This window comes from Pseudomonas sp. BJa5 (assembly GCF_030272875.2).
GTDB lineage: Bacteria > Pseudomonadota > Gammaproteobacteria > Pseudomonadales > Pseudomonadaceae > Aquipseudomonas.
Window position 1 is genome coordinate 53,494 of record NZ_JALRNG020000014.1, and the last position, 26,156, is coordinate 79,649.

A 26,156-nucleotide genomic window follows, 5' to 3' on the forward strand; every position below is an offset into this window, starting at 1 on the left:
ACCAGGATTTCTGTCGACCCCGGGTTCATCTATTCATGTGCGTTGCCGATACATTGACGGCACAATGCCATTATTGATCTGCCGGGTCGGAGATTACCCTTGTTTCGTTTATCCGCTGTACGCCTGAGCCACTTTCTGCCATCAGCCTGCCTGCTGGTGTCAGGGCTCGCGGCTGCCTATGTCAGGGACCTCAGCGTCTTCTTCACATCGCTGTTCAACGTCCTGCCTACCCTGGTGCTGTTGCTGGGTGGTGCCTACTGCGCTGTTTATCGCAGGCAGCGCGAACTGTTCCTGATGGTCACGGTGTATATCGCCTACTTCCTGCTCGATACCCAGACCGATTTCTACCGTGACAATGGCCGTGTCCGCGAAGATGCAGCGGTGGTGTTTCATCTGGTTTGCCTGCTGTTGCCACTGATGTTCGCGTTGTACGGCGCCTGGCAGGAGCGCACCCACCTGTTCCAGGACATGGTGGCGCGCTTCGCCGTATTGCTGGCCGTGGGCAGTGTCGCCCTGGGGCTGGAGCAGAGTTTTCCACAGGCGTTGCTGGGCTGGCTGGCAGAGATTCGCTGGCCTTCGCTGCACGGCCAGTGGATGAGCCTGATCCAGCTGGCTTATCCGGTGTTCCTCATCGCCTTCATCCTGCTGGTGGTGCAGTACCTGCGCCAGCCACGGCCCTTGCATGCCGCGCAGATCATCGGCCTGATCGGTATCTTCTGGATGCTGCCCAAGACCTTCATCCTGCCCTTCACCCTGAACATCATGTGCAGCCAGGTGATGCTGATGATCGCCGCGGCGGTTTCCCACGAGGCCTACCAGATGGCCTTCCGTGACGAACTGACCGGCTTGCCGGGACGCCGCGCCCTCAACGAGCGCATGCAGCGCCTGGGGCGCAACTATGTGCTGGCGATGACCGACGTCGATCACTTCAAGAAATTCAACGACACCCATGGCCATGACGTCGGCGACCAGGTGCTGCGCCTGGTGGCGAGCAAACTGTCCAGAGTGACCGGTGGTGGCCGGGCCTATCGCTACGGTGGCGAGGAGTTCGCCCTGGTGTTCGCCGGCAAGACGGTCGAGGAGTGCCTGCCGCACCTGGAGGCGGTGCGTGAGGTGATCGCCAACTACAACATCCAGTTGCGCAACCAGGACAGCCGGCCGCTGGACGATCAGCAAGGGCGCCAGCGCCGTGGAGCCTCGGGCGCATCCAGTGTGTCGGTGACCATCAGCATCGGGGTGAGCGAGCGCCTGGTCGATCACCGCTCACCCGACGAAGTGCTCAAATCGGCGGACCAGGCCTTGTACAGCGCCAAGGGCGCGGGGCGTAACTGCGTCATGGCCCATGGGGTCCAGGCCAAGCGTGGAGCGGTACGCATGGCGTGACCAAAACTGACTATGCGGTCGCTAGATGACCCTATGTCTCGCAAAAGTTGTTCGGTTACACTGCCTGCATAACAGTGAAACGGTCCTGCGGGGCCGTCCCCGACTCAAGTGTGAGAGGTTGCCATGGCTGACTATAAAGCGCCCCTGCGCGATATGCGCTTCGTCCTCAATGAAGTCTTCGAAGTGGCCAGGCTCTGGGCGCAATTGCCCGGGCTGGCCGAAGCCGTCGACGAAGAGACCGCCCTGGCGGTGCTGGAGGAGGCCGGCAAGGTCACTGGCAAGAGCATCGCGCCGCTCAGCCGCAGCGGCGACGAAGAAGGCTGCCACTGGGACAACGGCGTCGTGCGCACTCCGGCGGGTTTCATCGACGCCTACAAGACCTACGCCGAAGGCGGCTGGGTAGGCGTGGGTGGCGATCCGGCCTATGGCGGCATGGGTATGCCCAAGGTGATCTCGGCCCAGGTCGAGGAAATGGTCAACTCCTCGAGCCTGGCCTTCGGCCTGTACCCGATGCTGACCGCCGGCGCCTGCCTGTCGATCAACGCCCATGCCAGCGACGAGCTCAAGGACAAATACCTGCCGAACATGTACGCCGGAACCTGGGCCGGTTCCATGTGCCTGACCGAACCTCACGCCGGTACGGACCTGGGGATCATCCGCACCCGCGCCGAGCCGCAGGCCGACGGCAGCTACAAGGTCAGCGGCACCAAGATCTTCATCACCGGTGGCGAACACGACCTGACCGAAAACATCATCCACCTGGTGCTGGCCAAGCTGCCGGACGCACCGGCCGGGCCGAAAGGCATTTCCCTGTTCCTGGTGCCCAAGTTCCTGGTCAACGCCGACGGCAGCCTGGGGGCGCGCAACCCGGCCAACTGTGGCTCGATCGAGCACAAGATGGGCATCCAGGCGTCGGCCACCTGCGTCATGAACTTCGATGACGCCGTGGGCTACCTGGTCGGCGAGCCGAACAAGGGCCTGGCGGCGATGTTCACCATGATGAACTACGAGCGACTGGGTGTAGGTATCCAGGGCCTGGCCACGGCCGAGCGCTCCTACCAGAACGCCGTCGAATACGCCCGTGACCGCCTGCAGAGCCGTGCGCCGACCGGCCCGCAGGCCAAGGACAAGGTCGCCGACCCGATCATCGTCCACCCGGACGTGCGTCGCATGCTGCTGACCATGAAGGCGCTGAACGAGGGCGGCCGGGCCTTCTCCACCTACGTGGCGATGCAACTGGACACCGCCAAGTTCAGCGAAGATGCTACCACTCGCAAGCGTGCCGACGACCTGGTGGCGTTGCTGACGCCAGTGTCCAAGGCATTCCTCACCGACCTGGGCCTGGAGTCGACGGTCCATGGCCAGCAAGTATTCGGTGGCCATGGCTACATTCGCGAGTGGGGCCAGGAGCAACTGGTGCGTGATGTGCGCATTACCCAGATCTACGAGGGTACCAACGGCATCCAGGCCCTGGACCTGATGGGGCGCAAGGTGGTGGGCAGCGGTGGCGCACTGTACAAACTGTTCGCCGACGAGATCCGCCAGTTCACCGCCAGCGCCGGCACTGAGCTGGACGAGTTCATCAAACCGCTGAATGCCGCCCTAGACAACCTCGACGAGCTGACGGCCTGGGTCCTGGACCGGACCAAGAGCAATCCGAATGAAATTGGCGCCGCCTCGGTGGAATACCTGCAGGCATTCGGCTATACCGCATATGCCTACATGTGGGCGCTGATGGCACGCACGGCACTGGCCAAGCAGGGCGAAGACGATTTCTACGCCAGCAAGCTGGGCACTGCGCGCTTCTACTTTGCCCGCCTGCTGCCACGTATCCACTCGCTCAGCGCCTCGGTGAAGGCCGGTAGCGAATCGCTGTACCTGCTCGATGCGGCGCAGTTTTGATGGCGTGGCGCGCTTGTAAGCATTCTCTTACATGACGTGGTGACTTTTCGCCTCTATCGGAAGATTGGATCCACAGCTAATCTTCTCACATGGACGTAGCGCAGGAAGCGCAATGTACAGAACATGGACACGAAGGATTCCTGCCAGGACGGCGGGGCGAAATGGATGTCAGGGAAACAGTCTGCAAAGCCCCGCCTAGGCGGGGTTTTCTTTTGCCTGAAGAAAAGTTTTCAGCCCAGCACATCCAAAGGTGAAACACCCATCTGCCGCGGATCGGCTTCCTCTTCCAGCAGCGTGCGCAGCAACTCGACCGAGGCTTGCTGGCGTTGTGCGTCGCGAAACACCAGGCCGATCTTCAGCGGCACCCGCGGTTCGCTCAGAGGCTTCCACAGCAGTTCCTGATCGTCTTCGACCACTTCCTTGGCCCGGCCCGGCAGCACCGTTGCCAGCGAGGTATGCGCCAGGCTGTCGAGAATCCCGCCCATGTTGTTCATTTCGGCCTGCACCTGCGGACGTCGGCCGAGGTTGGCCAGTTGCGTCTGCCAGATCTGCCGTACCTGGAACTCTTCGCCGAGTAGCAGCATGGGCAGCTCCGCGGCCTGCTTGAGCGAAACCTTCTTGAATTCGCGCAGTGGATGCGTGTTGGGGATGACCAGTTGCAGTTCATCTTCGTACAGCATCAGGCCATGCAACCCTGGCTGGCGCGGCGGCAGGTAACTGATGCCAATGTCCAGGCTGCCATTGAGCAGGCGCCGCTCGATCTCCAGCCCCGACAGCTCATAGATCTGCACCACCAGGTGCGGTTGGGCCTTGCGCACCCGGTCGAGCAATTGCGGCACCAGGCTCGGGCGCACGGTCTGCAGGACGCCGATGGCCAGGGTGCGCAGTGCCTGGCCCTTGAAGTTGCGCAGGGCCTCGCGGGCCCGCTGCAGGCCGTCGAGCAGGGGCAGGGCGTGGTTGTACAGGGTATGCGCTGCCAGGGTCGGCAACAGGCGCTTGTTGCCCCGTTCGAACAGGCTGACATCGAGGCTGTGTTCGAGCTGGCGGATCTGTTGCGACAGTGCCGGTTGCGACAACGACAGGCGCTCGGCGGCCCGGCCTACATGGCCTTCTTCATAGACCGCGACGAAATAACGCAGTTGGCGAAAATCCATAAGAAATACTTATCAAAAATGCTCGAAAAACCAAATGGCCGTTGACCGCCAATACGCCTAGTCTATCCCGTATTCATAAGGCTTGCAGAGCCACAAGGCGGGATGAGCAGCGTGTATCAGGATGTTGTTTACATAGGCATGGCAAAAGGGTTGAAAACATGAATCTGTTCAGTTTTCGACGTCCTGCGCCCGTCGTGGCCGAGCGCGAGCCTGTGCCGGTTGCCGCAACGTCCAATGATGCGTTGTCGCGCGATTGCCTGATGCCCGCTAGCGAACGTGCGCCGCAGGTGTTCGTCCGCGGCCAGGGCTCCTGGTTGTGGGACAGCGAAGGCCATGCCTACCTCGACTTCACCCAGGGCTGTGCGGTCAACAGCCTCGGCCATAGCCCCAGCGTGCTGGTCAAGGCACTGGGCAGCCAGGCCCAGGCATTGATCAATCCAGGCGCCGGCTTCCATAGCCGTGGCCTGCTGACGCTGGTCAACCTTCTGTGCCAGAGCACCGGCAGCGACCAGGCCTACTTGCTCAACAGCGGCGCCGAGGCCTGTGAAGGCGCCATCAAGCTGGCACGCAAATGGGGCCAGCTGCATCGTAACGGCGCCTACCACATCATCACCGCCAGCCAGAGCTGCCACGGGCGCAGCCTGGGTGCGCTGTCGGCTTCCGATCCGTCGCCGTGCAACCGCTGCGAACCGGGCCTGCCAGGTTTCAGCAAGGTGCCGTTCAACGACCTGGAGGCGCTGCACGCCGCTGTCGATTCGCGCACCGTGGCGATCATGCTCGAACCTATCCAGGGCGAGGCCGGGGTGATTCCGGCAACGGCCGACTACCTCAAGGGTGTCGAGCGCCTGTGCCGCGAGCTGGGCATCCTGCTGATCCTCGACGAGGTGCAGACCGGTGTTGGCCGCTGTGGCGCCTTGCTTGCCGAGCAGACCTACGGCGTGCGCGCCGACATCATCACCCTGGGCAAGGGCCTGGGTGGCGGCGTACCGCTGGCGGCCTTGCTGGCCCGTGGCAGTGCCTGTTGCGCCGAGGCCGGTGAGCTTGAAGGCAGCCATCATGGCAATGCGCTGATGAGCGCGGCCGGTCTTGCGGTACTGGAGACCGTACTGGAACCCGGCTTTTTCGAGCAGGTCGAGGATGCCGGCCGGCACATGCGTGATGGCCTGAGCCGCCTGGCCGGTCGCTATGGCCAGCGCGAAGTCCGCGGCCAGGGGCTGCTCTGGGCGCTGCAACTGGGTGAGGAGATTGCCGCCGAGCTGGTCGAGGCGGCCCTGCACGAAGGGTTGCTGCTCAACGCCCCGCAGCCCGATGTGCTGCGTTTCTCGCCGGCCCTGACCGTGAGCAAGGGCAACATCGACGAAATGCTCCTGCGTCTGGCCCGGGCCTTCGCCCGCGTGCATTCGGCGCAACAGCACCAGCGGCGTGAAGCCACGGCCTGATCGCCTGTACTGAAGAATTCTACGAACCGTCTCGCGTTCCTGCGCATCGCCCCGGGCCTGCAGTTTTTGGCTTGGGGCGTTTTTTTGTCTGCGCTTTGCCGGTTGAACCCTGATGCAGCGCTACAGTCAGTTCTAGAACATCACTGAAGGGAGCTGCGCCATGGACTTTATCCGCATCATCATCGCCATTCTCCTGCCGCCGCTGGGCGTGTTCCTGCAGGTCGGCTTCGGTGGCGCCTTCTGGCTGAATATCCTGCTGACCCTGCTGGGCTACATCCCGGGCATCGTGCATGCGGTGTACATCATCGCCAAGCGGTAAGGCATGGCCAGATTGCAATCGGTGGGAGCGGGCTTGCCCCGCGATCGATCGTTCTGGCGCATCGCGGGGTAAGCCCGCTCCTACCCTGTGGCCAACACCTGGCGGTAGAACTTCCACTCTTCCTCCAGGGCATGGGCCAGGTTGGCCGCGGTGCGAAACCCGTGGCGCTCGGAAGGGTAGAAATAGCCTTCGGCCCTGATGCCATTGGCCTTGAGCGCGGCGAGCATCGAGCGGGTCTGCTCGGGGACCACCACCGCGTCCAGTTCGCCCTGGAAGAAGATCACCGGCACCTTGATCTGTGCGGCATGCAGCAACGGGGTGCGCTGGCGGTAGCGTTCGGCATCGGCCAGCGGGTCGCCGATCAGCCAGTCCAGGTAGTCACCTTCGAACTTGTGCGTGGCCCGGGCCAATGCCTGGGGATCGCTGACGCCATACAGGCTGGCGCCGGCGCGAAACACATCGTGAAAGGCCAGGGCGCACAGCGTGGTGTAGCCACCGGCACTACCGCCACGGATAAAGGCCTGGTCCGGGTCGATCAACCCACGCCCGGCCAGGTGGCTGACCACCGCGCAGGCATCCTCGACATCGATCTCACCCCAGCGCAGGTGCAGGGCCTGGCGATAGGCCCGGCCATAACCGCTGCTGCCGCGGTAGTTGAGGTCGGCCACGGCAAAGCCGCGCTGGGTCCAGTACTGGATGCGCGGATCCAGCGCCGGGTAGCAGGCCGAGGTCGGGCCGCCGTGGATGAAGACGATCAAGGGCGGGCGTTTGGCCCCGTTCATGGCCGGGTAGAAGAAGCCATGGGCGACGCCTTCGCCACTGGGGTAGCGCAACGGCCGTGGTCGGCTGATCCGCTCGGCCGGCAAGGGCGGCACGCCGCCCGCCAGTACCGTGACCGCGTGATCGCGGCGGTTGATGGCGATCACTGCAGGCGGCCGTGTCGCCGACGCGGCGATGGCATAGAGGTGCTCCTGGTCGAGGTCCAGGCAGCGTAGGCGGCTGTAGTCGATGTCGACCTGCTGGAGCGAGCCGTCGGCATCGTGCAGGCCCAGGCGGCTGAAACCGTCTTCGAACCAGGTGGCCAGGTACTGCTGTTCGCCCAGCGCCAGCCAGGTGCTGGCGCCCAGTTGCCAGGGGGCTGCGGCATGGTCGGCAAGGGCGGCGGGCAGCGCAGCCCAGCCTCGGTCCGTTTCACCCCAGGGTTGCCAGAAGCCCTCGCAGTCGGACAGGCAGTACAGCCGCCCAGCGGCATCGAAGCGTGGCTGCTGCAGGGATTGCGCCGGACCCTCGCCGCCGGCGATGCAGCGCGGCGCACCGAAGCGGCCGTCTGCCAGCCGTTCGCGACAGAGCAGGCGGGTGGCGGTCCAGGGCTGCTCGGGGCGACTCCATTCGATCCAGGCCAGGCGTGCGCCATCGGCGCTCAGGGTCGGCGAGGCGTAGAAGTCGGCGCCTTCGGCCAGCACTTCTCGCTGCTGCGCACTGATCGCGACCAGGCGATGTTCGACCTGCTCGGCGCCGTGGCTTTCTTCTACGGCCAGCACCTCGCCGTTGGCCCAGCGCAGGTCACCATAGCGCCGTTCGCCCTGGGTCAATGCCTGGGGCGCGCTGCCGTTCAGGGCTTGGGCATAGAGCTGCTGGTCGGCCTCGTTGACGAACACCAGGCCATCATCGCTCAGGCAAAAACTGCCGCCGCCGTATTCGTAGACCCGGCTGCGCACGCTGAAGCCATCGGGCGTCAGGCAGCGGGCCTGGCCATCACGCCAGTGCCAGATCCGGCAGGCGCCGTCGCGCGGGCGGAATTCGTTCCAGAACAGACCCTGTGGGCCAACCCGCAGTTCGGCGAAATCGGTGCCGGCGGCCACCGCCTGCTCGGCACTGAAGCGCTCAGCCGCGGGCGATGACACGAGAATTTCGCTCATTGCGGAAGGTCAGTTGATCGATGTTCAAGCGGGCGTGCTCGGCCTCTTCGCGCGCCTTGAGAATGATGCCGTGCTCGGCGGACTTGGCGCACACCGGATCGGCGTTGCTGGCGTCGCCGGTGAGCATGAAGGCCTGGCAGCGACAGCCGCCGAAGTCCTTCTCCTTTTCGTCGCAGGAGCGACACGGCTCGGGCATCCATTCATAGCCGCGATAGCGGTTGAAGCCGAACGAGTCGTACCAGATGTGCTGCATGCTGTGCTCGCGCACATTGGGGAACTGCACCGGCAGCTGGCGCGCGCCATGGCACGGCAACGCGGTGCCATCCGGGGTGACGGTGAGGAACACGCTGCCCCAGCCGTTCATGCAGGCCTTGGGACGTTCTTCGTAGTAGTCGGGGGTGACGAAGATCAGCTTGCAGGGGTTGCCTGCCGCCGCCAGTTTTTCCCGGTATTGGTTGGTGATGCGCTCGGCGCGCTCCAGCTGTGCGCGGGTCGGCAGCAGGCCGAGGCGGTTCAGGTGCGCCCAGCCGTAGAACTGACAGGTGGCCAGTTCGACGAAGTCGGCTTCCAGGGCGATGCACAGCTCGATGATGCGGTCGATCTTGTCGATGTTGTGCCGATGGGTAACGAAGTTCAGCACCATGGGATAGCCGTGGGCCTTGACCGCCCGGGCCATCTCCAGCTTCTGCGCGAAGGCCTTTTTCGACCCGGCCAGCAGGTTGTTGACCTGCTCGTCGCTGGCCTGGAAGCTGATCTGGATGTGGTCCAGGCCGGCTTGCTTGAACGCCGCGATTTTCTGCTCGGTCAGGCCGATGCCCGAGGTGATCAGGTTGGTGTAGTAGCCCAGGCGACGGCCTTCACCGATGAGCTCGGCAAGGTCCTGGCGCACCAGTGGTTCGCCGCCGGAAAAACCCAGCTGCGCGGCGCCCATCTCACGGGCCTCGGCCATCACCCGGAACCAGTCGGCGGTGCTCAACTCCTGCCCTTGCGCGGCGAAATCCAGCGGGTTGGAACAGTACGGGCACTGCAGCGGGCAGCGGTAGGTCAGCTCGGCGAGCAGCCACAGCGGCAGGCCGACTTCCGGCGTTGCCGGCACCTTACTTGAGTGTGATCCAGTGTTCGGCACGGGCCACCTCCATGAACTGCACGATGTCGTCAGCGAGCTCGGCTACGTCGGGGAACTGCTTGTCCAGCTCGGCAATGATCGCCGCGACATTGCGCTGGCCGTCGATCAGCCCGCCGATCAGCGCCGCGCTTTCGTTGAGCTTGATCATGCCCTCGGGGTACAGCAGTACATGGGCCTTTTGCGCCGGCTCGTACTGGAAGCGGTAGCCCGGGCGCCAGGCCGGGACCTGTTCGCGATTGAAACTCATAGGGCGATTCCTTTGTGCCAGACCCGTTCGCTGGTGACACTGTGATAGGGCGGACGGTTCAGTTCGTAGGCCATGCTCATGGCGTCGAGCATGCTCCAGAGAATGTCCAGCTTGAACTGCAGGATCTCCAGCATGCGCTGCTGGCCCTCAACTGTAGTGTAGTGCTGCAGGGTGATTGCCAGCCCATGCTCGACATCGCGCCGGGCCTGGCCCAGGCGGGTGCGGAAGTATTGATAGCCGGCCGGGTCGATCCAGGGATAGTGCTGCGGCCAGCTGTCCAGGCGCGACTGGTGGATCTGCGGGGCGAACAGTTCGGTCAGCGAACTGCTGGCCGCTTCCTGCCAGCTGGCGCGGCGGGCGAAGTTGACGTAGGCATCGACGGCAAAGCGCACGCCGGGCAGCACCAGTTCCTGGGAGCGCAACTGGTCCGGGTCCAGGCCGACCGCCTGGCCCAGGCGCAGCCAGGCCTCGATGCCACCGTCTTCGCCGGGTGCACCGTCATGATCGAGCAGGCGCTGAATCCACTCGCGACGAATCTCACGGTCCGGGCAGTTGGCCAGGATCGCGGCATCCTTGAGCGGAATGTTCACCTGGTAGTAGAAGCGGTTGGCGACCCAGCCCTGGATCTGCTCGCGGCTGGCGCGGCCTTCATACATCGCCACATGGTAGGGGTGATGGATGTGGTAGTAGGCGCCCTTGGCACGCAGGGCCTGTTCGAATTCGGCGGGGGACAGTGCTTTGGCGTCGCTCATGTCGGCTCCTAGAGAATGATGCTCATGCCGTCGAAGGCCACTTCGACGCCGCGCCGGTCCAGTTCGGCGCGTTCGGCCGAGTCTTCATCGAGGATCGGGTTGGTGTTGTTGATGTGGATAAGTACCTTGCGCTGGCGGGGGAAGCCTTCCAGCACCTCGAGCATGCCGCCCGGGCCGTTCTGCGCCAGGTGGCCCATTTCCCGCCCGGTGCGGGTGCCGACGCCACGGCGCTGCATTTCATCATCCTCCCACAGGGTGCCGTCGACCAGCAGGCAGTCGGCCTCGGCCATCATCCGTAGCAACTGGTCGTCGACCTGACCCAGGCCCGGGGCGTAGAAGAGTTTGCCGCCGCTGCGCAGGTCCTCGACCATCAGTCCGAGGTTGTCGCCCGGGTGCGGGTCGAAACGGTGGGGCGAGTAGGGGGGCGCGGCACTGCGCAGCGGGAAGGGGGTAAAGCGCAGGTTCGGACACGCCTCGATCACGAAGCTGCCTTCGAGCTCGATACGGTTCCAGTGCAAGCCGCCGTTCCAGTGGCTGAGCATGGTGAACAGGGGGAAGCCGGTGGTCAGGTCCTGGTGGACCATCTCGGTGCACCAGACCTGGTGCGGGCAGCCTTCGCGCAGGCTCAACAGGCCGGTGGTGTGGTCGATCTGGCTGTCGAGCAGGACGATCGCGTCGATGCCGGTGTCACGCAGCGCCCGGGCCGGTTGCAGGGGGGCAAAGCCCTGCAGCTGGGCACGGATGTCCGGCGAGGCATTGCACAGCACCCAGTGCACGCCGTCGTCGGACAGCGCGATCGACGACTGGGTGCGCGCCGTGGCCCGCAAGGTGCCATCGCGAAAGCCCTTGCAGTTCTCGCAGTTGCAGTTCCACTGCGGAAACCCGCCACCGGCGGCGGAACCTAGGATCTGGATGTACATGGCGTCTCCTGCCGCGTCTTGAAATAAAAACGCCCCGGCAGACCGAGGCGTTGTACCGCAAGCAGATTCAGCGGCTTGCGAAATACATGGTCACTTCAAAGCCGATACGCAGGTCAGTGTAAGCAGGTTTGGTCCACATGGGTTTACTCCTTCCGGATAGGTCCTGGGGTTGCCAGCTACTTATTTAGTCCACCCTCCGGGTGAGGGGTTCCAATAGCCGAGATTGCGCTATCTTACTAAAAAACCAGCTGCTGAATGGTTAAATCTACGATAAATGTCGTTACATTCCTGGTAAGAATCAGCGCCTGGCGTGCCAGTCGTCGCCAGGCGCGGGGCCGTTGGCCAGGCACAGCCAGCCGTGCCTGGCCTGCAGCAGGTCTTCGGCGCACTGGTGCAGGCGGGCTTGATCGACAGCGAGGACTGCGCTGCGCAGCGCCTCCAGACTGGCTTGCGATCGCCCCGCCAGCTGCGTCTGCCAGGCCCATTCGGCGACCTCGGCGTTGCTCATCGCCGCTTCGTCCAGTTGTGCGGCCAGGGCCTCACGGCTATCGGCGCTACAGCCCAGGGTCTGCGGCAGCGCAGCGAAAAACTCACGGACATAATCGAGGATCTGGGCATGGCTGGCACTGGGTGACTGCACGCCAAACAGCAAGCCACTGCAGCCCTGCACCTGACGAAAGGCACTGAACACGGCGTAACCCAGTTGCAGTTCGACTCGCAGACGCTGGTAGAACGGCCCCTGGATCTGTTGCGCCAGCAAGCGGGCGCAGGCCTCATCGGCGAGCGGGCAGAACAACAGCACGGCGTGTTCGCTGGCAGGTGGCAGCAGCGTTTGCCAGCGTCGCACCGGCTCGATCACTACCGGCTGCTGCGCCTGCGGGTGTCCGGGCACGGCCTGCAGGGCGCGGTTGAGTGCCTGCTGGGCGGGGTCATCGAAACCTGTGGCCATACCTTGCCAGCGGGCATGTGCCCACAGGGCATCGACATCGCTCTGGTTCAGGCTACCGCTGGGCGAGGGGGCCTTGTCCTGGCCGACCAGCTGTTCAGGCAGTTGCCCGAGCAAGGCACGGATCGGCATCGGCTCCGGCTCGCTGGCGGCCTTCGCCATCCAGTTGGCTGGAGACGGGTGGCGCAGGGTTTCCAAGGCCTCCATCACCACCATGACCACAGCTTGCGGTACGCCGCTGCAGCGCAGTTGCCAGAAGGGGCCGGTGGCGTCGAACTGCAACTCGATGGCAGCGCTGGCCGCACGCTCACGCAAGGGCTGCAAGGCCTGGTCGAGCACCTGCCAGAGCTGCCCGCGCAGGGCCGAGGCCAACTGCCAGCGCAGGTAGACGACACCGTGCTGGCGTTGCGCGGGGAGCAGGGGGCTGACGACCAGGCCGGCAGGGGCAGGGGTGAACGTCAGCTCGCTGCGTGGCACATCGAGCAGCGGCTCGGCAGCAGGCAGGCGCCAGGGCTCCTTGTAGACAGGCGGGCTGTTTTCCAGCATCTGGTCGAGCAGGACACGCAGCGTTGCCTCGGCTTGTCCGCTCAAGGCCAGGTACGGCTGAGCGCTACTGTCGCGGCGGGCCAGGTCCAGGGCGGTTGCGGTCTGTTCGCGGCGCTGCTGCAAGCGCGTGTATTCCTGCTTCAGGGGGCTCCAGTCGGCCTCGCGGAAAAACCTCAGCCAGTCGAACAGCAAGGCCTGGACCTGATCGGCATTGCCGGCGTCGCCGAGCCTTGCCCGCAGGTGCAGCAGTGCCTGCCCGGCAAAGCTGTACAGCGGCGAGCACTCGAATGCCTGCAGCCATCCGCGCTGACGCAGGGCGGCCTGCAATCCGCCGGCACGGGTATCGGCCAGCCAGGTGGCGAGGAACTCGATGGCCTGGTCGAGGCCGGCCGACTGCCGCTCGACGGCCAGCAGCAGGTCGAGGTGCCGGCCGTTCAAGGTCGGCGCCAGTGGCCTGTCGACCAGCGCCGGTGGTGTTGCCTGAACGATGCGTGCACCGCTGGCGATAACGCTCCCGGCCTGTTGCACCAGCGCCTGAAGCTCGTCGAGGCGGTGCGGGCCGCTCAGGCTCAAATGCATCTGCCCGCCCTGGTACCAGCGCTGGTGGAAGTGCTGCAAGGCCGTCTGGAACTCGTGGCTATGCACCGGCAGGCTGAAGCGGTTGCCCGCCTGGAAGGCACTCAGCGGATGGCGTAGCGATACCTGCTGCAACAAGGCGAACTGCGCCTGGGCCTGGGCGTTGCGGGACCAGGCGATGAACTCGGCGTGTATCACCTCCCGCTCACGCAGCTGGCGCGGGATGTCGAACGAGGGCCGGGCGAGCATTTCGCACAGGCGCTCAAGCGCCCCGGCCAATGCCGCCTGCGGCACTTCGAAGAAGTAGTCGGTGGTGCGCTCGCGGGTGCTGGCATTGACCTGCCCGCCATGACGCTGCACATAACGCATCAGGCCGTCGTCGAGCGGGAAGCGCTGGTTGCCGAGAAACAGCAGGTGTTCGAGAAAGTGGGCCATGCCGGCATAGCGGCGCGGGGCGTCGTGGCTGCCGGCCATGACCCGCACGGCAGCCGCGCAGCGCTTGAGCTGCGGGGCGTGGCGCAGGGTGACCTGCAGGCCATTGTCGAGGCTAAGGTGTCGCAGGGTGGAGGACATGACGGTTCCCGTACAGCACGAACCGTCATGCTAGCGGATTATTGCTGGCGCGGCGCGCCGTAGAGCTCCGGGCGCAGGTCGTGCAGATAGGGCGTGTTGGCCCGTCCCTCGTGGACCCGCTGCAGTTCGAGGTCGGCCTGCAACAGCATGCTGTCGCGCCCGGCCATAGCCAGGATGCTGCCGTCCGGCCCGACAATGCTGCTTTGCCCGCAGTAGTGGATGTCATCCTCGGCGCCGCAGTAGTTGGCGTAGGCCAGGTAGCACTGGTTCTCGTAGGCGCGGGCGCGCACGGTGACCTGGGCGACGAAGTCATAGGGCACCATGTTCGCTGTCGGTACCAGGATCAGCTCGGCACCGGCCAGGGCCAGGCGCCGGGCATTTTCCGGGAACTCGATGTCGTAGCAGATCAGCAGGCCCAGGCGCCAGCCGTTCAACTCCACCACCGGGAAGTGGTCAGGCCCCGGGCTGAACATCGCCCGGTCCAGGCCACCGAACAGGTGGGTCTTGCGGTAGTTGCACAGGCTGCTGCCATGGGCGTCGATCAACTGCACGGCGTTGAACACCTGGCCATCGTCGGCCAGCTCCGGATAACCGTAGGCAATGGCAATGCGATTGCTCTGGGCAATCTCCACCACGCTCATGGCCGACGGGCCATCCTCGGCCTCGGCCAGGCGCATTACCGCGTCGCTGCCGATGTTGTAGCCGGTCAGGAACATCTCCGGGCACACCAGCAGTTCGACACCGCGGGCGGCGGCCAGTTGCGCCTGCTGGTGCAGGCGCTCGAGGTTGCCGGGCACATCCAGTGGCTGTGGAACACCTTGATACAGCGCGATGCGCATGGCGAATCTCCCGTCAGTCGGCCAGGGCGATAGGTCCGATTTCGTGGAACACATCGCCCGGGCCTGGGTTGTCCGGATGGGTATGGCCCCCGAAGTGATTCATGATACCCCACACCGCGTTGAGCGAGGTCTGCACCGCGCCTTCGACCCAGGCCGGGGTCCAGGACACGTCGTCACCGGCGATGAAGATGCCGCGTTGTTCGGCCGGCATGTCCTGCTGCATGAAGTGGGCATACATGCGCTGGTTGTAGCGGTAATGGCCGGGCAGAGCACCCTTGAACGCGCCGAGGAAGTGCGGGTCGGCCTCCCAGGAAACGGTGATCGGATCGCCGATGATATGCCCGGCGATGTCCACTTTCGGGTAGATCTTCTTCAGTGCATCGAGGGCCAGCTTGACGCGCTTTTCCACCGGATGCGGGAGCATCTTCAGGGCGTCGCTCATCCACGAGTACGACAGGCAGATCACCCCCGGCTTGTCGTCGCCGTTGTCGAACAGGTAGGTGCCGCGGGTCAGGCGGTCGGTCAGGGTCATGCTCATCAGGTCGCGGCCGGTTTCCGGGTCCTTGTCCTTCCAGAACGGCCGGTCGACCATCACGAAGGTCTTCGACGACTGCATGTAGCGGGTGCGGTCCAGGGCCATCCACATCTTTTGCGAGAACAGCGACTCTTCACATTCGATCTGGGTGGTCAGCAGCCAGCTCTGGCAGGTGGTGAGCACGGCGGCGTAGTGGCGAGTGTCGCCCCAGTTGTCGGTCACGGCCAGGCGCCCGTCGGCATCGCGGCGGATGCTCTTGACCCCCGGGCGTGGGGCGCCACGGTGCAGCGAGCTCAGGCTGGTGCCTGCCGGCCAGTGCGCGCAGCGCTCCGGCACATGGCGCCAGATGCCCAGCGGAACCTGCTCGACGCCGCCGACCACCAGGTGCTGGTGATCGTCGCAGTTGGTCATCACCACGCGGAAGATTTCCAGCATCGAGTTGGGGAAGTCCGAATCCCAGCCGCCGGTGCCGAAACCGACCTGGCCGAACACTTCGCGGTGCAGGAAGCTGAGCTTGGCAAAGGCCTTGGAGGTGGCGACGAAGTCGTAGAAGGTGCGGTCGTCCCACAGCGGCACCAGGGTGTTCCACAGCTCCTTGAGACGCGGCACGTCGCGATCGCGGATGGCCTGCTGGATATCGCCGAAGCGGGCGCCGTCTTCCAGGGCGTCGGCCCAGGCGTCGGCCACTTCCTGGAACAGCTTGGGCAGGTCGGAGAGCTTCTCGGCGTAGTGCGTCTGGCCTTCCAGATCGATCACCGTGCTGCCCGACGCCGGGGTCAGCGGGTTGGGGAAGGGTTTGGTGTCGAGCCCGAGCTTGTCCACATAGTGGTAGAACGCGGTGGAGGACACCGGAAAGCGCATGCCGCCGAGCTCGGCGATGATGCCGTCGGTGCCTTCGAAGGTTTGCGAGCGCAGGCGGCCGCCCATTTTCGAGGCTTCGTACACCACCGGTTTGAGGCCCAGCTTCATCAGCTCATAGGCGGCTACCAGGCCGGCGATACCGGCACCGACAATCGCCACCTCTTCACCGTGACGCTCGGCCGGGATGCTGCCCAGGCCCGCCGGATGCTCGATCCAGTCGTCGAAGGCGAACGGGAAATCCGGGCCGAAGATGGTGATGGGTTTCTTGCCGTCGGCGGGGTGGCGATTGTTCTTGTTCATGGTCTGACCTGGCCAGGGCTGCGCGGGATGCGGAGCTTGAGTATAGAAAATGCTGGCGGTCAGTTTAGGGACAGTGGATTACGTAATTAAGATGCAGAGTGTCGTCTATTTGCATGCCGAATAATCATAATGACCAACAAGTAATGCATTTTGACTTGGCCCGTCAAACCGGACCACGGTCCACCTTGCTGCTGAGGATGATCGAGGTGGTGGTCTTCTCCACCCCTTCGACACTGCCGATCTGGTCGAGCAACTGGTCCAGTTGCTCCGGCGACTCGCTGCGCAGCCAGGCCACGTAGTCGAACTCGCCGCTCACGGCGCACAGCTGCTGGACCTGGCCCATGGCGCTCAGGCGGCGCACCACGTCCTTGCCCGAACGTGGCTGCACGGTGATACCCACGTACGCCTGCAACCCGCCATCGGCCAGGCGTTGGCCCAGGCGCACCCCGTAGCCGCTGATGACCTTGGTCTTTTCCAGGCGAGCCAGGCGCGAGGTGACCGTGGTACGGGCGATGCCCAGGTGCCGAGCGAGGGTGGCGACACTTTCACGGGCGTTGATCTGCAGCAGCGAAATCAGCTGGCGGTCGATTTCGTCGAGGGCGACGGGACGGCTGTCGGACATGAGGACTCTCTGTAGACGCCGTGTTGGACGGCGCAGGGAATGAACCCACTAGCCTATCCATTCCACTTGCCGGCCAGCAAGGTGTTGATGCTCAGCCTCGTACCAGCGCCTGCACTTCGTCGAGGCTCCGGTAGGGCACGACCGTGCGTGGCAGGCGGGAGGAGGGCGACAGGTTGTAGACGGCGAAATCGTCGCCGACGACCGACTCGGCCATCAACTCGAACGAGGGCAGGATCCTGTTCTGGTAATGCTGATCCAGGCCGCAGGGTGACAGGTTGGAGTGCTCGTGCTCATAGAACCTGCCAATGCTCTGGTCCAGGTCAAGACCCACCAGAAAGACCGTGTTGAACCCCGCATGATAGGCGATCTGCAAGGCCACATAAGCCACGGTGCGGGCGTCGAAGAAGCCGCGCTGCAGGTTCTTGCTGAAGCCCAGTGGCTTCTTGCGGCTGCAGGGAAACACGCGGTTGCGCACAAGCTCGGGGTCTGTGCGCAGCAGGTCCGCCAACGTGGCCCTGGGCGCCTTGCGCAGGAAGTACAGCTCGCCCGTGGGCGACGCCTGGCTGGACTGGTAGTGATCTTCCCACAACGCGACCCGCTGACTGCGACGCATGGCTTCGGCAAACATCTCGGGTTGCTGGTTGGAGAAGTCGCGGTCGGTGCAGACATGGAAGAACGGCTTGATCGGCGTATCGATGAACATGGAGATCGATCCATTCATCGTGATCATCGGAATGTCGGCGAATTGCTGAAACGGGAAGTCCTGTGCCGAGCGGCCTGAAGCGATCAGGAAAACCGCACCTGACGCGATGTTCCGGCAATCGTCGAAAACGTTTGCGCGAACAGGCGCGTCAGCGGTCGATCGTGTTTTGGTGGTGTCCATTTCAGTGTTCCCTGGCGACTGGCAGGTGGACGCACTCACCTGAATAAATGATAGCTAGCAAACGATTTAAGTCGAATTGTGAAAAACTGTAAACAAATTCGACCGGACGCGAGGGCTTGAGTTCCATGGTCAAGGACGCTTGATGCGCACTGGGCGGCGCTGGGCACTGGCCTTGCAGGGGCTGTATCAGGTTGTGGGAAGGCGGTAGTAGCGAGGGGAAGGGAGACGTGCCGGAAGCAGCAACGGTGGCGGCAAATCACTGCAGAGGGCATTAGCCGTTCGCTGGAAACGCAAAAGCCGCGCAATGCGCGGCTTTTTGTCTGGTGGGCCCACACGGACTTGAACCGTGGACCAAAGGATTATGAGTCCTCTGCTCTAACCAACTGAGCTATAGGCCCCAGTGGTCGCGGATTATAACGAGGGTTTCCAGGCTGTGCTATCCGAAAGATCCGAAACTGCTATGCGAAGGAAGGTCGCGGCGAATTCCTCGGCGGGCAGCGGCAGGCTGACGATGTAACCCTGGATCTGTTCGCAGCCTTCGGCGGCAAGGAATTGTTGTTGGGCCTGGTTCTCCACGCCTTCGGCAATGATCGTCAGCTGCATGCTGCGGCCCAGGGCGATGATCGCCCGGGCGATGGCGGCGTCATGGGGGTCGTCCGGCAGGCCGCGTATGAACGATTGGTCGATCTTGAGGATGTCCAGCGGCAGGCGCTTGAGGTAGCTCAGCGAGGAATAGCCGGTGCCGAAGTCGTCGATGGCCAGTTGCACGCCCAGTTGCTTGAGCTGGTGGAGGATGGCCAGTGCTTCTTCGGCCTGGCTCATGATGAAGTTCTCGGTGATTTCCAGCTGCAGGTCGCCGGCCTTGAGCTGGTGGGCCTTGAGCAACTGGTCGATGCGCTTGACCAGGCTGGGCTGGCGCAGTTGGGCGCCGGCCAGGTTGATCGACAGCGGGCCGAAGGCCAGGTAGTTCTTCTTCCAGGCCTGCATCTGCCGGCAGGCCCGTTCCAGCACCCAGTCGCCCAGTTGCAGGATCGTGCCGTTCTCTTCGGCCAGGCTGATGAAGTGTTCCGGCGGCACTTCGCCGAACAGCGGGTGGGTCCAGCGGATCAGCGCTTCGGCCCCCACCAGGCTCTGGGTTTTCAGGCTGAACTTGGGCTGGTAGCTCAGGCTCAGTTCGTTACGTTCGATGGCCCGGCGCAGTTCGTGCTCCAGGGCAATGCGTTCGCTGGCCTGGGCCGTGAGGTCGCGGGTATAGGATTCGACCCGGTTTCGGCCCTTGGCCTTGGAGCGGTACATCGCCGCGTCGGCATTGCGGATCAGCGAGGCGACGTCGGTGCCGTCCTGTGGGTACAGGCTGGTGCCGATGCTGGCGCTGGTGAAGAACTCGTGCTCGCCGGCCTGGAAAGGGGCGCTGAAGCAGGCCAGCAGTTTATTGGCGATGTGTTCGGCGTCGCTTGGCTGGTGCAGGCCCGGCAGGAGAATGATGAATTCGTCGCCGCCCAGGCGCGCCACCGTGTCGATGTCGCGCACCTGTTCCTTCAGGCGCTGGGCAATGCCCTTGAGCAACAGGTCGCCGACCGGGTGGCCGAGGCTGTCGTTGATGTGCTTGAAGCGATCCAGGTCCAGGAACAGCACCGCGCCCTGGCGCTTGGCAGCCTGCGGGCAGGTGAGTGCGGCCTGCAGGCGGTTCTCGAACAGGGTGCGGTTGGGCAGCCCGGTCAGCGGGTCGTGGTGGGCCTGGTAGTCGAGCTTGGCCTGGGCGTGCTTGAGGCTGGAGATATCGGCGAACACCGCAACGAAGTGGGTGATGACCCGCTCACTGTTGCGCACGGCACTGATGGTCAGCCAGCTGGGGTACAACTCGCCGTTCTTGCGCCGGTTCTGGATCTCGCCCTGCCAGTGGCCTTCGGCAGTCAGTTGGTGCCACATGGCGGCATAGAAGGCGCTGTCGTGCTGGCCGGAGGCAAGCAGGCGCGGGGTCTGGCCCAGGGCTTCGAATTCGCTGTAGCCGGTGATTTCGCTGAAGGCCCGGTTGACCGCGCTGATGCGCTGTTCGGTGTCGGTGATCAATACACCTTCAGCGGTGTTTTCGAACACGGTGGCAGCCAGTTGCAGTTTTTCCTGCATCAGGTGGCGCTCGGTGATGTCCCGGGCGATGGTCAGCATGCAATCGACACCGGCGATCGGCAGCGGCCGGGCGGAAAGTTCGCACAGGCGGATCTGCCCGTCGCGGCGACGGATATGGCAACTGAAATCGCGGACGAAACCGTCCCGCTTGAGCATGTTCAATAGGCGCCGACGTTCGTTCAGGTCAACCCAGATGCCCAGGTCCAGGGTGGTGTGGTCCAGGGATGTGTGGTCGTCGAAACCGGTCAGGCGGCAGAAACCCTCGTTGACCTCCAGCAGCAAGCCATCGCTCTGGCGCGACAGCAGCAGGCCGTCAGGGGAGGCGTGGAACGCCTTGGCGAACTTTTCTTCCGAGGTTTGCAGTTGCTCCTGGGTTTCCTTGAGCTGGCTGATGTCGCGTACGGTCACCACCAGGGCGGGGGCGTTGTCCAGTTCGAAGGTCTCGGCCGAGATCAGGCCGGTGAACAACTGGCCGTTGCTGCGGCGGAACAGCGTTTCCAGGTTGCGGATGCTTCCCGTCTGCAGGCGCTGCAGCAGGCTCGGCCCGACACCGTCGACGCCCCAGATGTTCAGCTCGGTGGCCGTACGGCCGATGACGTGTTCCGGGCCCAGGCCGATCTGCTCTTCGAAGGCTTCGTTGACTTCCAGCAGGCAGCCGTCGCTGAGGCGGGCAATGAGCAGGATATCCGGGCATTGCTGGAACACCGAGGCGAACTTCTGTTCGGACAGGCGCAGGGCGGCTTCGGCATTCTTGGTTTCGCTGATATCGATCATCAGCCCGCGCATCACCGGTTTGTGCCCGTGCTCGATCAGGCTGACGATGTCGCGCACCCACAGGTGGCCTCCATCGGCGCGGATCACCCGGTAGTCGAAGCTGTGATCGCGACCGGCTGCGGTTTCGCTTTCGCAAAAGGCCTGGACCCAGAGGGCGTCGTCAGGATGGAGGATGCTGCGCCAGAAACCGGGGCGCCGCCACTGGCTCAGTGGGTAACCGAGCAGGTCTTCGGCATGGGGCGAAACGTAGCTGAAGGTGAAATCGTTGGCATCGGCCTCCCAGGCAATGGCTGACAGGCTTTCGACCAGCCCGCGGTAGTGATATTCGCTGCTGCGCAGTTCCTGTTCCAGGGCGATGCGGCGGGAAATTTCCGAGCTCAGTCGCCGGTTGATGCGAATCACCGCGGCGAGGATGGCCACCAGCAGCAAGATACCGGGCAGGCCATAGACCAGCAGGTCGGACCACAAATTGCGGTGATCGATGACCTTGCCGACCCAGCGCTCCTGGATATCGCTGATCTCACTGGCGCTCATGTCAGCCATGACTTTGTCGATGATGCCCACCAGAATCTTCTGTTCCTGGGGCACGGCCATGGCCAGCTGGTAGCGGTACGGGGTTTCGCCGCTGACATACAGGCCTTCGAGCTTGAGCTGGCGCAGGCTCCAGATGCTGGAAGCAAGGTCGCCGACCACCGCATCGACTTCGTCGGTGGCCAGTGCCTGCAGGACCGAACTGACATTGGCCAGGGCGACCAGGTTCAGGTCGGGGTGACGGGCGCGCAGCAGCTCATGGGGGGCGTAGTTTTCCACCACGGCGACTTTCAGCCCGTACAAGTCCTTGATATTGCGCGGCTGCGGCCCGCCCTTGTGGGCCAGGATGACGATCGGGAAGTCCAGGTAGGGGCGGGTGAACGCCAGGTAGCTTTGCCGCTCCGGGGTCGACATGATGCCCGGGAGCAGGTCCAGTTTGTTCTGCCGTGCCTGCTCCATGACGGCCGTCCAGCTGCTCGGCTCGACCGGCTTGAAGCTGACACCCAGGCGTTCCTGGATAAGGGCGATGTAATCGGCGGCCAATCCCTGGTAGCGGCCATCCTGGTCACGGTATTCAAATGGTGGCCAGGACGCGTCGACGCCCAGGCGCAGCTGTGGGTGGGCGCTGAGCCAGGCGTGCTCGTCGTCGGTCAGGGTCAGGGCGCCGGCCGTTGCGCTCCAGCACAGCTGGAGCAGTAACAGGAGGGCCGGCATTCTGGGCATAGCGGCCTCGTCACACAGATGAATTGATTCGAGTGTAGACGGGTCGGCCGAAGGTCCAGATGTTTTCTGTCGCGCAAGAAAAACCCCGGCCTGGGCCGGGGTTTGTCATCACTCGTCGAGGAAGGAGCGCAGGTGCTCGCTTCGCGTCGGGTGGCGCAACTTGCGCAGCGCCTTGGCTTCAATCTGACGGATCCGCTCACGGGTCACGTCGAATTGCTTGCCGACCTCTTCGAGGGTGTGATCGGTGTTCATGTCGATACCGAAACGCATGCGCAGCACCTTGGCTTCGCGTGCGGTCAGGCCCGAGAGCACGTCACGGGTCGCTTCCTTGAGGCTTTCGACCGTGGCCACATCGATTGGCGACTGCATGGTCGAGTCTTCGATGAAGTCACCCAGATGCGAATCTTCGTCGTCACCGATCGGGGTTTCCATGGAGATCGGCTCTTTGGCGATCTTCAATACCTTGCGGATCTTGTCCTCAGGCATTTCCATGCGCTCACCCAGCTCTTCCGGGGTCGGTTCACGGCCCATTTCCTGGAGCATCTGCCGGGAAATACGGTTGAGCTTGTTGATCGTCTCGATCATGTGCACCGGAATACGGATGGTGCGCGCCTGGTCGGCGATCGAACGGGTGATCGCCTGGCGGATCCACCAGGTGGCGTAGGTCGAGAACTTGTAGCCGCGACGGTATTCGAACTTGTCCACCGCCTTCATCAGGCCGATGTTGCCTTCCTGGATCAGGTCGAGGAACTGCAGGCCGCGGTTGGTGTACTTCTTGGCGATCGAGATCACCAGACGCAGGTTGGCCTCGACCATTTCCTTCTTGGCACGACGAGCCTTGGCTTCACCGATCGACATGCGACGGTTGATGTCCTTGATCTCGGCGATGGTCAGGCCGGTTTCGCTTTCGAGGTCGATCAGCTTCTGCTGGCAGGCCACGATGGCGTCGCTCTTCTCACCCAGGGCAGCAGCCCACTTGGTGCTGCGCTTGGCCAGGTCGCTGGCCCAGGTCTGGTCGATTTCGTTGCTCGGGAACAGACGCAGGAAGTCGGCACGCGGCATGCGTGCATCACGGACGCACAGCTGCATGATCGCGCGCTCTTGCTGACGCAGGCGGTCAAGGGAGCTGCGTACGCGCTCGACCAGGGCTTCGAACTGCTTGGGCACCAGCTTGATCGGCATGAACAGCTCGGCCAGATCCAGCATCGACTGGAGGCTGTCCTTGTGCGTGCGGCCGTTCTTTTTCAGAACCTTGAGGGTGGCGAGCAGTTGTTCCTGAACGGCACCGAAGCGCTGGCGAGCGACTTCCGGATCGGGACCGCTTTCGGCCTCTTCCTCTTCCTCGCCACCTTCTTTCTCTTCGTCCTCGTCGTCGTCGGCTTCGGCCTTGGCCGGCGCCTTGGCGTCGAGCGGAGGCGGCACTTCAGCAGGCGGCGCAATGCCATCGTCCGGGTCGATATAACCGCTCAGGACGTCGGACAGGCGGCCACCTTCGCTGGTGACGCGATCGTATTCGGAGAGGATGTACTCGACGGTACCGGGGAAGTGGGCGATGGCGCCCATGACTTCACGGATACCTTCTTCGATACGCTTGGCGATTTCGATCTCGCCTTCACGGGTCAGCAGCTCGACGGTACCCATTTCGCGCATGTACATGCGCACCGGGTCTGTCGTGCGACCGATATCGGTTTCCACAGCCGCCAACGCAGCGGCGGCTTCTTCAGCTGCGGCTTCGTCGGTGTCGGCTTCGGCCAACAAAAGGGCATCCGCATCCGGAGCACTCTCGAATACGTTGATCCCCATGTCGTTGATCATGCGGATGATGTCTTCCACCTGCTCCGGATCTGAAATATCCTCTGGCAGGTGGTCGTTGACCTCCGCGTAAGTCAGGTAGCCCTGCTCACGGCCGCGGGTGATCAACTCTTTGATGCGAGACTGCTGTTGCGCTTTTCCGGACATAACACCCTATCCACTGAAGGTCTTGGCGGGCAAAAAACAAGCCGAGGATTATACCCGAGCATGGACCTCACGCGCCAGTTGAGGTCGGGGTTTGTGCGGGAACATTCCGGCTTAGCAGGTCACGCAGCTGATTTTTTTCCTCTGCGCTCAACTCACTTTGACGTGCTTTCCTGAGCAGATGTTCCAGGCTGCGCTCGCGTTGGCGAGCGGACAAGCTAGTTATAGTGTCGAAAAACTGTTGTTCAAGGTTGTCGGCATCGATCAGCCATTCCTTTTCCGCCAGTGCTCGCAGCAGACGCCCTTGTTCGGTGCCGTGCCAGCGTGCGATCAACTGTAGTGAGCGTAGCTCAGGATTCTTTTGCAGGGCCTCGAGCAGGGCCACCAGCAGCTGGGCGTAGACGTGTTCCTCGGCGGCGAAATGGCCGGCATCCTCGACCTTCTTGGCCAGCTGCGGATGGTGCAGCAGGGTGCGCAGGGCGCTCAAGGTCGGCGGTTCCACCGAGGTCGGCACCCGCGGCGGGGCGTCCTGGCGCTGGCCGTTGCGCTCCCAGGGCTTGCCTTTCTTGTCCCACGGCTTGCCGTCCCATTTCTTCTTGCCGCCCTTGTTCGGCGTCCACTGCTGCTGGGGCGGCGCGTACTCCGGCTGGTGAAAGTCGCCGTAATCCGGGGCGTAGTCGGGAATGGCGTCGTAATCGATGCCGGGGTCGTAGCTGGGCGGCGCTTCGACCGGCGCACTGTGGCTCAGTTGCTCGACCTGCTGGTTGTCCAGCCCGGTGATTTCCTTGAGCCGATTGCGCATCAGTGCGCGCAGGTTGGCGCCGGGCACTTTTTCGATCAACGGTGCTGCCAGGGTGGCCATGTGCGCCTTGCCCTCGAGCGAGCGCGGGTCGGCTTCCTCGGTCAGCTGCTGGAAGAAATAGTCGGCCAGGGGCTGGGCGTGCTGGTTGATCCGGGCGCGGAAGGCATCGGTGCCTTCGGCGCGGATCAGGGTATCCGGGTCTTCGCCTTCGGGCAGGAACAGGAAGCGCGCCTTGCGGCCATCCTGCAGGCTCGACAGGGTCGACTCCAGGGCGCGCCAGGCGGCGTTGCGGCCGGCCTGGTCGCCGTCGAAGCAGAACAATACGCTGGGCACCACGCGAAACAGGCGCTTGAGGTGCTCTTCGCTGGTGGCCGTGCCCAGGGTCGCCACCGCGTTGCGCAAGCCTTGCTGGGCCAGGGCGATGACGTCCATGTAGCCTTCGACCACGATGATTTCATCGAGGTTGCGGTTGAACTTGCGCGCCTCGAACAGCCCGTACAGCTCCTGGCCCTTGTGGAACACCGGGGTTTCCGGGGAGTTCAGGTACTTGGGCTTGTCGTCGCCCAGCACCCGGCCACCGAAGGCGATGACCCGGCCACGGCTGTCGCGGATCGGGAACATGACCCGGTCGCGGAAGCGGTCGTAGCGCTTGCCGGTTTCGGCGTTCTCGATCAGCAGGCCGGCGTCGATCATGGCCTTCTGTTGCAACGTGTCGCTGCTCAGGTGCTTGAACAGGTTGTCCCAGCCCGGCGGGGCGTAACCCAGGCCGAAGTCGCGGGCGATTTCACCGGACAGGCCGCGACCCTTGAGGTATTCCACGGCCGAGCGGCGCGTCGGGTGGCTTTTCAGCGCCTGGCGATAGAACTCGGCGGCGGCCTCCAGCAGCGGGTAGAGCGGCGAGTCGACCGGTTGGCGAGGCTTGTGCCCGCGTCCGCCTTCCTCGCGGGGCACCTCCATGCCGGCGGCCTTGGCCAGTTCCTCGACCGCCTGGGGGAAGTCCAGGTTGTCGTGGTCCATGATGAAGCCAAGGGCGTTGCCGCCGGCGCCGCAGCCAAAGCAGTAATAGAACTGCTTGTCGGGGCTGACGCTGAAGGAGGGGGTTTTTTCCTTGTGGAACGGGCAACAGGCGGTGAGGTTCTTGCCGGCCTTTTTCAGTTGCACGCGCGAGCTCACCACATCGACGATGTCGGTACGGTTGAGGAGGTCGTCGATGAAACTCTGGGGGATCAGCCCGGCCATGGCTTTCTCGTCATCAGGCGATAAACAAGTGTAATCGCTAATGCTGCAGGAACGACGGCGCGTTCGAGCGATGTCGAATGGCGTAACACAAAATTCGGAAAGACGTGCTCGTCTGCAGCCGGTGAGGGCTCGTCAGTAACGACGTGCACAGCTGGCGTTGAG

Annotated in this window: 19 protein-coding genes and 1 tRNA gene; 4 read left to right on the forward strand and 16 right to left on the reverse strand. The window is 63.7% G+C overall.

Annotated elements, in window-relative coordinates:
- Positions 1 to 99: 99 nt before the first annotated feature.
- Entirely contained in the window at positions 100 to 1,383 is a 1,284-nt protein-coding gene (locus tag M2D63_RS10535; protein ID WP_285862824.1) for a diguanylate cyclase, read from the forward strand.
- Between the two features lie 123 nt (positions 1,384 to 1,506).
- The gene (locus M2D63_RS10540) at positions 1,507 to 3,285 is read left to right on the forward strand and encodes an acyl-CoA dehydrogenase C-terminal domain-containing protein (RefSeq protein ID WP_285862825.1); all 1,779 of its coding nucleotides are present in this window, start codon (positions 1,507 to 1,509) and stop codon (positions 3,283 to 3,285) included.
- A 230-nt stretch (positions 3,286 to 3,515) separates the two neighbouring features.
- Here the strand turns inward: M2D63_RS10540 and M2D63_RS10545 are convergent, their stop codons facing one another.
- Positions 3,516 to 4,439 carry a LysR family transcriptional regulator gene (locus tag M2D63_RS10545; protein WP_285862826.1) on the reverse strand — a complete coding sequence of 308 codons (924 nt, stop codon included), beginning with the start codon at positions 4,437 to 4,439 and terminating at the stop codon, positions 3,516 to 3,518.
- A gap of 158 nt (positions 4,440 to 4,597) precedes the next feature.
- Between M2D63_RS10545 and M2D63_RS10550 the strand changes: the two genes are divergently transcribed.
- Both M2D63_RS10550 and M2D63_RS10555 read left to right on the forward strand, forming a co-directional pair.
- A complete protein-coding gene (locus M2D63_RS10550; protein WP_285862827.1) occupies positions 4,598 to 5,878 on the forward strand; it encodes an aspartate aminotransferase family protein in 1,281 nt (426 codons plus the stop codon).
- A 160-nt stretch (positions 5,879 to 6,038) separates the two neighbouring features.
- Positions 6,039 to 6,197: a YqaE/Pmp3 family membrane protein gene (locus M2D63_RS10555; protein WP_003177654.1), complete on the forward strand. Its 159-nt coding sequence runs from the start codon at positions 6,039 to 6,041 to the stop codon at positions 6,195 to 6,197.
- A gap of 80 nt (positions 6,198 to 6,277) precedes the next feature.
- Here M2D63_RS10555 and M2D63_RS10560 read toward each other — a convergent pair whose 3' ends face one another.
- The 15 genes from M2D63_RS10560 to dnaG form a co-directional block, all read right to left on the reverse strand.
- Positions 6,278 to 8,116 carry a S9 family peptidase gene (locus M2D63_RS10560; protein ID WP_285862828.1) on the reverse strand — a complete coding sequence of 613 codons (1,839 nt, stop codon included), beginning with the start codon at positions 8,114 to 8,116 and terminating at the stop codon, positions 6,278 to 6,280.
- A complete protein-coding gene (gene pqqE / locus M2D63_RS10565; RefSeq protein WP_405309706.1) occupies positions 8,082 to 9,242 on the reverse strand; it encodes a pyrroloquinoline quinone biosynthesis protein PqqE in 1,161 nt (386 codons plus the stop codon). The genes M2D63_RS10560 and pqqE overlap by 35 nt, the downstream gene beginning before the upstream one ends.
- Positions 9,214 to 9,489 carry a pyrroloquinoline quinone biosynthesis peptide chaperone PqqD gene (gene pqqD, locus M2D63_RS10570; RefSeq protein ID WP_285862829.1) on the reverse strand — a complete coding sequence of 92 codons (276 nt, stop codon included), beginning with the start codon at positions 9,487 to 9,489 and terminating at the stop codon, positions 9,214 to 9,216. Before pqqD ends, pqqE begins: the two co-directional genes overlap by 29 nt.
- On the reverse strand, positions 9,486 to 10,241 hold the full coding sequence (gene pqqC, locus M2D63_RS10575) for a pyrroloquinoline-quinone synthase PqqC (RefSeq protein ID WP_285862830.1): 756 nt from the start codon (positions 10,239 to 10,241) through the stop codon (positions 9,486 to 9,488). Before pqqC ends, pqqD begins: the two co-directional genes overlap by 4 nt.
- Positions 10,242 to 10,249: 8 nt before the next feature.
- Complete coding sequence (gene pqqB, locus M2D63_RS10580) at positions 10,250 to 11,161, reverse strand: pyrroloquinoline quinone biosynthesis protein PqqB (RefSeq protein ID WP_285862831.1); 912 nt, start codon at positions 11,159 to 11,161, stop codon at positions 10,250 to 10,252.
- A gap of 67 nt (positions 11,162 to 11,228) precedes the next feature.
- Positions 11,229 to 11,300, reverse strand: a complete 72-nt coding sequence (gene pqqA, locus M2D63_RS10585) for a pyrroloquinoline quinone precursor peptide PqqA (RefSeq protein WP_008365141.1) — start codon at positions 11,298 to 11,300, stop codon at positions 11,229 to 11,231.
- Positions 11,301 to 11,459: 159 nt separating this feature from the next.
- Positions 11,460 to 13,802, reverse strand: coding sequence for a pyrroloquinoline quinone biosynthesis protein PqqF (gene pqqF, locus M2D63_RS10590; RefSeq protein ID WP_285862832.1), 2,343 nt, complete (start codon positions 13,800 to 13,802; stop codon positions 11,460 to 11,462).
- Positions 13,803 to 13,840: 38 nt separating this feature from the next.
- A complete protein-coding gene (locus M2D63_RS10595; protein ID WP_285862833.1) occupies positions 13,841 to 14,641 on the reverse strand; it encodes a carbon-nitrogen hydrolase family protein in 801 nt (266 codons plus the stop codon).
- Positions 14,642 to 14,654: 13 nt separating this feature from the next.
- Entirely contained in the window at positions 14,655 to 16,337 is a 1,683-nt protein-coding gene (locus tag M2D63_RS10600) for an NAD(P)/FAD-dependent oxidoreductase (RefSeq protein WP_285862834.1), read from the reverse strand.
- 163 nt (positions 16,338 to 16,500) lie between these two features.
- Positions 16,501 to 16,959 carry an Lrp/AsnC family transcriptional regulator gene (locus M2D63_RS10605; protein ID WP_285862835.1) on the reverse strand — a complete coding sequence of 153 codons (459 nt, stop codon included), beginning with the start codon at positions 16,957 to 16,959 and terminating at the stop codon, positions 16,501 to 16,503.
- Positions 16,960 to 17,050: 91 nt separating this feature from the next.
- Positions 17,051 to 17,842, reverse strand: coding sequence for a lipopolysaccharide biosynthesis protein (locus tag M2D63_RS10610; RefSeq protein ID WP_285862836.1), 792 nt, complete (start codon positions 17,840 to 17,842; stop codon positions 17,051 to 17,053).
- Between the two features lie 321 nt (positions 17,843 to 18,163).
- A tRNA-Ile gene (locus M2D63_RS10615) sits at positions 18,164 to 18,240 on the reverse strand.
- 13 nt (positions 18,241 to 18,253) lie between these two features.
- Positions 18,254 to 21,997 carry a bifunctional diguanylate cyclase/phosphodiesterase gene (locus tag M2D63_RS10620; RefSeq protein ID WP_285862837.1) on the reverse strand — a complete coding sequence of 1,248 codons (3,744 nt, stop codon included), beginning with the start codon at positions 21,995 to 21,997 and terminating at the stop codon, positions 18,254 to 18,256.
- Between the two features lie 108 nt (positions 21,998 to 22,105).
- Positions 22,106 to 23,956, reverse strand: a complete 1,851-nt coding sequence (gene rpoD / locus M2D63_RS10625; RefSeq protein ID WP_285862838.1) for an RNA polymerase sigma factor RpoD — start codon at positions 23,954 to 23,956, stop codon at positions 22,106 to 22,108.
- Positions 23,957 to 24,023: 67 nt separating this feature from the next.
- Complete coding sequence (gene dnaG / locus M2D63_RS10630; RefSeq protein ID WP_285862839.1) at positions 24,024 to 25,994, reverse strand: DNA primase; 1,971 nt, start codon at positions 25,992 to 25,994, stop codon at positions 24,024 to 24,026.
- Between the last annotated feature and the right edge of the window lie 162 nt (positions 25,995 to 26,156).

What these genes read in the sequence shown, in the direction of transcription:
- M2D63_RS10555 (WP_003177654.1), top strand. Translation starts at nt 6,039, where the DNA reads ATGGACTTTATCCGCATCATCATCGCCATTCTCCTGCCGCCGCTGGGC.
- pqqB (WP_285862831.1), bottom strand. Translation starts at nt 11,161, where the DNA reads ATGTACATCCAGATCCTAGGTTCCGCCGCCGGTGGCGGGTTTCCGCAG.
- M2D63_RS10600 (WP_285862834.1), bottom strand. Translation starts at nt 16,337, where the DNA reads ATGAACAAGAACAATCGCCACCCCGCCGACGGCAAGAAACCCATCACC.
- pqqD (WP_285862829.1), bottom strand. Translation starts at nt 9,489, where the DNA reads ATGAGTTTCAATCGCGAACAGGTCCCGGCCTGGCGCCCGGGCTACCGC.
- pqqC (WP_285862830.1), bottom strand. Translation starts at nt 10,241, where the DNA reads ATGAGCGACGCCAAAGCACTGTCCCCCGCCGAATTCGAACAGGCCCTG.
- dnaG (WP_285862839.1), bottom strand. Translation starts at nt 25,994, where the DNA reads ATGGCCGGGCTGATCCCCCAGAGTTTCATCGACGACCTCCTCAACCGT.
- M2D63_RS10595 (WP_285862833.1), bottom strand. Translation starts at nt 14,641, where the DNA reads ATGCGCATCGCGCTGTATCAAGGTGTTCCACAGCCACTGGATGTGCCC.
- pqqF (WP_285862832.1), bottom strand. Translation starts at nt 13,802, where the DNA reads ATGTCCTCCACCCTGCGACACCTTAGCCTCGACAATGGCCTGCAGGTC.
- M2D63_RS10550 (WP_285862827.1), top strand. Translation starts at nt 4,598, where the DNA reads ATGAATCTGTTCAGTTTTCGACGTCCTGCGCCCGTCGTGGCCGAGCGC.
- rpoD (WP_285862838.1), bottom strand. Translation starts at nt 23,956, where the DNA reads ATGTCCGGAAAAGCGCAACAGCAGTCTCGCATCAAAGAGTTGATCACC.
- M2D63_RS10545 (WP_285862826.1), bottom strand. Translation starts at nt 4,439, where the DNA reads ATGGATTTTCGCCAACTGCGTTATTTCGTCGCGGTCTATGAAGAAGGC.
- M2D63_RS10560 (WP_285862828.1), bottom strand. Translation starts at nt 8,116, where the DNA reads ATGAGCGAAATTCTCGTGTCATCGCCCGCGGCTGAGCGCTTCAGTGCC.
- M2D63_RS10605 (WP_285862835.1), bottom strand. Translation starts at nt 16,959, where the DNA reads ATGTCCGACAGCCGTCCCGTCGCCCTCGACGAAATCGACCGCCAGCTG.
- M2D63_RS10540 (WP_285862825.1), top strand. Translation starts at nt 1,507, where the DNA reads ATGGCTGACTATAAAGCGCCCCTGCGCGATATGCGCTTCGTCCTCAAT.
- M2D63_RS10620 (WP_285862837.1), bottom strand. Translation starts at nt 21,997, where the DNA reads ATGCCCAGAATGCCGGCCCTCCTGTTACTGCTCCAGCTGTGCTGGAGC.
- M2D63_RS10610 (WP_285862836.1), bottom strand. Translation starts at nt 17,842, where the DNA reads ATGGACACCACCAAAACACGATCGACCGCTGACGCGCCTGTTCGCGCA.